General features: G+C 33.5%; 6 protein-coding genes and 1 pseudogene. 5 read left to right on the forward strand and 2 right to left on the reverse strand.

Translation table 11 applies throughout. From position 1 onward, the window contains the following. Both WBN21_RS15395 and folP read right to left on the reverse strand, forming a co-directional pair. Positions 1 to 278, reverse strand: a pseudogene (locus WBN21_RS15395) (hypothetical protein); the annotation flags it as partial. Positions 279 to 308: 30 nt separating this feature from the next. Then, positions 309 to 1,133, reverse strand: coding sequence for a dihydropteroate synthase (folP, locus tag WBN21_RS15400; RefSeq protein ID WP_424201830.1), 825 nt, complete (start codon positions 1,131 to 1,133; stop codon positions 309 to 311). A 150-nt stretch (positions 1,134 to 1,283) separates the two neighbouring features. Here folP and WBN21_RS15405 point away from each other — a divergent pair, with 150 nt between their 5' ends. The 5 genes from WBN21_RS15405 to WBN21_RS15425 all read left to right on the forward strand — a co-directional run. Further along, the gene (locus WBN21_RS15405; protein ID WP_424201831.1) at positions 1,284 to 1,823 is read left to right on the forward strand and encodes a DUF1599 domain-containing protein; all 540 of its coding nucleotides are present in this window, start codon (positions 1,284 to 1,286) and stop codon (positions 1,821 to 1,823) included. A gap of 56 nt (positions 1,824 to 1,879) precedes the next feature. Continuing rightward, a complete protein-coding gene (locus WBN21_RS15410; RefSeq protein ID WP_424201833.1) occupies positions 1,880 to 3,190 on the forward strand; it encodes a BT_3928 family protein in 1,311 nt (436 codons plus the stop codon). Between the two features lie 47 nt (positions 3,191 to 3,237). Continuing rightward, positions 3,238 to 4,314 carry an ABC transporter permease gene (locus tag WBN21_RS15415; RefSeq protein WP_424201839.1) on the forward strand — a complete coding sequence of 359 codons (1,077 nt, stop codon included), beginning with the start codon at positions 3,238 to 3,240 and terminating at the stop codon, positions 4,312 to 4,314. Between the two features lie 38 nt (positions 4,315 to 4,352). Continuing rightward, positions 4,353 to 4,844, forward strand: coding sequence for a TlpA family protein disulfide reductase (locus WBN21_RS15420; RefSeq protein ID WP_424201835.1), 492 nt, complete (start codon positions 4,353 to 4,355; stop codon positions 4,842 to 4,844). 80 nt (positions 4,845 to 4,924) lie between these two features. After that, positions 4,925 to 5,240, forward strand: a 316-nt coding sequence (locus tag WBN21_RS15425; RefSeq protein WP_424201837.1) for a triose-phosphate isomerase family protein, incomplete at its 3' end; no start/stop codon positions are given.

Raw genomic sequence — 5,240 nt, forward strand, 5'->3', positions numbered from 1 at the left:
GAATTAGCCTTTTTATCTTGAAGATATTTAATATGAGGAATCACCTGTTTTAGTGTCAAACGTTTATCCACATTAATCAACCAATTTGTGGTGCTAATGAGGTTTTTTCTATTCAGTTCTATACTGTCTACTTGAGTTTCATCGTAAAACAAATAGGCAGGTGAAACATCTAGAATTTCTGTGATTTCAGAATGACTAATTTCTGGTAACTGAATAACTTTATCGCTTCCGCAAGAAAACAGAACAGTTAAAATAATTAATAATAAATAATTTTTCATTTTTTCTTAACGACTTAACGACTTAACGACTTAACGACTTAACGACTTAACTAAAGTAATACATTCCATAGCTTCCTTAACATCATGAACTCTCAAAATAGAGACGCCTTTTTGCAAAGCCACCGTGTTTAAAACCGATGTTCCATTCAAGGCTTCCTGTGCTGACGTTTCTAACGTTTTATAAATCATGGACTTTCTTGAAACACCAACAAGCATTGGTTTTTCAATCATTTTGAACAATTCTAATGCATTTAATAATTCAAAATTCTGCTCTAAATTTTTAGCAAAACCAAAACCAGGATCTACAATAACATCAACAATTCCTAAAGCTTTTGCTGCAGCAATTCTCTCGGAAAAATAAAATAATATGTCTTTTACCAAATGGTCATATTCAGTTTGCTGTTGCATAGTTTGCGGTGTGCCTCGCATGTGCATCATTATATATGGCACATTCAAATTGGCTATGGTCGGCATCATGTTTTTATCCAACATTCCAGCAGAAATATCATTAACCATACAAGCACCAGCCTCAATAGTTTGTTTGGCAACTTCGCTTCTAAACGTATCAATGGAAAGTAAGGTTTCTGGAAATTCTTTTAAAATCAATGCAACAATAGGTAGTATGCGTTTTAATTCATCAGCTTCACTTACATGGTCGGCATTTGGGCGCGAGCTGTAAGCACCAACATCAATAAAAGTGGCTCCCTCATTAAGCATTTGCCCAACATGTTTTAAAACTTCCACCTCATTTTTATGAGCACCACCATCATAAAACGAATCTGGAGTAATGTTTAAAATCCCCATTACTTTTGGTGACGATAAATCAATGAGTTTGCCTTTGCAATTAATAGTCATAATTTTTAAATTCCCATATATTAAACATCAAATTCCAAACCTAAAACTTTAAATTTGAAACATCAAAGGAAGTCTTCAAAACTTTAAACCTTAAACTTTTGAACTTTAAACAATTTAAGCGAAATTTACACAAAAAAGAGTTCACCTTATATGCAAGATACTTCAAAACAATACGACGCCGTAATAGACACATGCAAAAGTTTATTTATTAAGAAAATGAGTGATTACGGAAGTGCATGGCGAATCTTGAGGTTACCATCTTTAACCGACCAAATTTTTATAAAAGCACAACGCATTAGAGGATTACAACAAAATGATATTCAGAAGGTTGATGAAGGCCAAGAAAGCGAATTTATAGGGATTATAAATTATTGTGTTATGGCGCTAATTCAGTTAGAAAAAGGTGTGGTCGAGCAACCTGATATGTCAACTAAGGAAGCAACAAAATTATATGAAGAGAAAGTGGCTGTAACAAAGCAGTTAATGGAAGATAAAAACCATGATTATGGTGAAGCTTGGCGCGACATGAGAGTGAGCAGCTTAACAGATTTGATTTTACAAAAATTACTTCGAGTTAAACAAATTGAGGATAATAAGGGCAAAACTTTGGTAAGTGAGGGTATTGATGCTAACTATCAGGATATGATAAACTATGCGGTTTTTGCCATGATTCACTTAAACGAAAAATAATTAAAAAACGTAATGTCACCTTGAGCGCAGTCGAAAGGTCTTTTAACAAATAAAAAATGAAATTAGTAGTAAACATATCAAGAATCCTAGTAGGCGTATTATTCATCTTCTCAGGATTCATTAAGTTAAACGATCCATTAGGGTTTTCCTATAAATTACAAGAATATTTCAGTCCAGACGTTTTAAATCTGCCATTTTTAGAACCTTATGCATTAATAATTTCCGTTTTTGTAGTGGTGTTTGAAGTTGTTTTGGGGGTGTTTTTACTCATTGGATACAAACCTAAATTTACTGTTTGGAGTTTGTTAGGAATGATGGTATTCTTTACATTCTTAACATTTTATGCAGCTTATTTCGAGAAAGTAAAAGACTGTGGCTGTTTTGGCGATTTTATTAAATTGAAACCTTGGGAAACATTCTGGAAAGATGTTGTGCTTTTGGTATTAATACTTATTCTTTTTGTGGGTGTAAAACATATAAAACCCGTATTTGGAAAACTACTAACTACGGTTTTAGCATTGTTAGGGTTTATAGTTAGTTTATGGTTCGGGTATCATGTTTTAATGCATTTGCCAACCATAGATTTTAGAGCCTATGCCATTGGAAAAAATATCCAAGAAGGGATGCTTGTCCCAGAAGATGCTCAGAAGCCAATTCAAGAATATAGTTGGAAATTTAATGTGAATGGTAAAGAGGAAGTGATTGTAACCAATGGTACATATCCATCCGTTGATGGTGATTTTATAGGTGTTGAAACTAAGGTTATTCAGGAAGGGTATTCACCACCAGTAGTAGATTTCTCTATTGAAAGTGAAGATGAAGATTTAACAACTCATTTTCTTGAGCAGGAACATTTAGTTTTAGTGGTTTCATATAATTTGGAAAACATGGAGCAACCCGGAGCTTTAAAACTGAAAGCATTACAAGACGAAGCACGAAAAAATAATTATCAAATTATAGGTTTAACAGCCTCTGGAGAAGATGCTAAAAAACGCATAAACGACGCTTATAATATTGATTTCACATGGTATTTATGCGATGAAAAAGCGCTTAAAACGGTGGTGCGATCTAATCCAGGTATCTTGGTTTTGGAAAAAGGTACGGTGAAACAAAAGGTGCATTGGAATGATATTGAAGAATTAAAACTTCCAGAAGTTGAAGGGCAACCAGAACCAAAAAAAGTTGTAGAAAATATAGCCTATTATGTAAACGAGGAACCGTCAACAAAAGAAGTCGTTGAGGCTATAAATCCCGAACGTATTGAAAGTGTAAATGTCATTAAAGATGAATTATTACTTCAAGAATTAAATGAACAGGAAAACACCTCCTTCACAGGAATAATCGAAGTTAAACTAAAGGATGAATAGTCAACCCAGAATCCTTTTACTAAACAACTAACAACAACTAACAACAACTGATAAACTACTTACTAAATAAAATATTCTACGCATTACTCACATTATTGGGAGTAGTTACTGTTATATTCTTTTTGTTTAGTGTACTCCCAGGAGATCCGGCCCAAATGATGATGGGACAAAATGACGATAGCGAACAGTTGGCCATTGTAAAAAAGAAGTATGGATTCGATAAACCCATAAGCACCCAATATTTTTATTACTTAAATGATTTATCACTTATTTCATTTCATTCAAATAAATCAGAAGATTATACATTTCTCAGCCAAGGAAAATATAGCACCACAAAATTATTTTCATTTGGAAACACAACAGCGGTAATTAAAAAACCATATTTAAGAGAATCTTTTGCTAAACAAGGCAAACGCGTAAGTGAGGTTTTAGCTGAAACCTTGCCAAATACATTTGTACTAGCCGTATCAGCAATAATTATTGCCATTATAATTGGCATTATATTAGGGATAATTTCAGCCTTGTATAAAGATAGGTGGCTCGATAAAATCATTCAGATTTTTAGTACTTTGGGCATGAGTATTCCATCCTTTTTTAGTGCTATTTTATTCGCGTGGTTCTTTGGCTATTTGTTGCACGACATCACCAATTTAGAAATGACAGGCAGTTTATACGAACTGGATGATTTCGGTGAAGCCATGCACATCAAATGGAAAAACTTAATATTGCCAGCAGTTGTTTTAGGTATTCGTCCGTTGGCTGTGGTTATTCAATTAATGCGCAATTCATTGTTAGAAGTTTTTAATCAAGATTATATTAGAACCGCCAGGGCAAAAGGTTTAAGCGAATTTCAAATTATAAAAAAACATGCTGTAAAAAACGCGCTAAATCCTGTAGTTACAGCCATTTCAGGTTGGTTTGCATCCATGCTCGCAGGAGCTGTTTTTGTGGAGTACATTTTTGGATGGAACGGGTTAGGAAAGGAAATAGTAAACGCCTTAAACACATTAGATTTACCAGTTATTATGGGTTCGGTGTTAATTATTGCGGTCATGTTTATTATAATCAATATTTTTGTAGACTTAATTTACGTTTGGTTAGATCCTAAAGTTAAACTAGAATAATTCCTGCGAAAGCAGGAATCTCAAATTAAAATCAATACATGAAAAAAATAATATTCATACTAGCATTATTTACCACATTACTAAGTTGTAACTCGCAAGAACCAACGCAGTTTTCCGAAGCCGCTTTAAATGATACGTTTCTCAATTTAGAAGGCGATTCAGCCACATTCAAAAGCATTTTAGAAGCCCACAAAGGCAAATCCATTGTTATTGATATTTGGGCCTCATGGTGTAGCGATTGTATTAAAGGCATGCCAAAAGTAAAAGCATTGCAAGCCCAATTTCCAGAGACAGCGTATGTATTTTTATCTTTAGATAGAGCAGAAGATGCATGGAAACGTGGCATAGAAAAGTATGATGTCATTGGTAATCATTATTATTTGCCAAACGCAAAAAATTGCGAATTTGCTAATTTTGTAAATATCAGTTGGATTCCTAGGTATATGGTAATAAATAAAGCTAGCGAAATCGTTGTATTTAATGTTATTGAAGCTAACGACGAAAAGTTGATAGAAGCATTAAAAAATTAGTTATTTTTGTTTCAATAGCGAATATTAATTTGCTCAACCCTAAAGATTTTTTAAGATAATATAAAGATATTCAAAACATTATGAGAAAGAATATAGTTGCAGGTAACTGGAAAATGAATAATGATTTAGCACAAACTGAAGCATTAATTACGGCTTTAAAAAAGCAAACAAAAACAACGGATGCTGAAGTAATGATTGCGCCAACGGCAACCAACCTTTATCAAGCATTTAATGCATTAAAAGGTTCTCAAATTGAAGTTATTGCGCAAAACATGCACTTCGCTGAAAATGGCGCTTACACAGGCGAAATTAGCGCAAGTATGCTTAAAAGTATTGGCGTTAACACGGTGATTTTAGGTCATAGTGAACGTCGCGAATATTTCAATGAAACAGATG

It is taken from the genome of Algibacter sp. (assembly GCF_049667265.1).
Taxonomy (GTDB): Bacteria; Bacteroidota; Bacteroidia; order Flavobacteriales; family Flavobacteriaceae; genus Algibacter_B.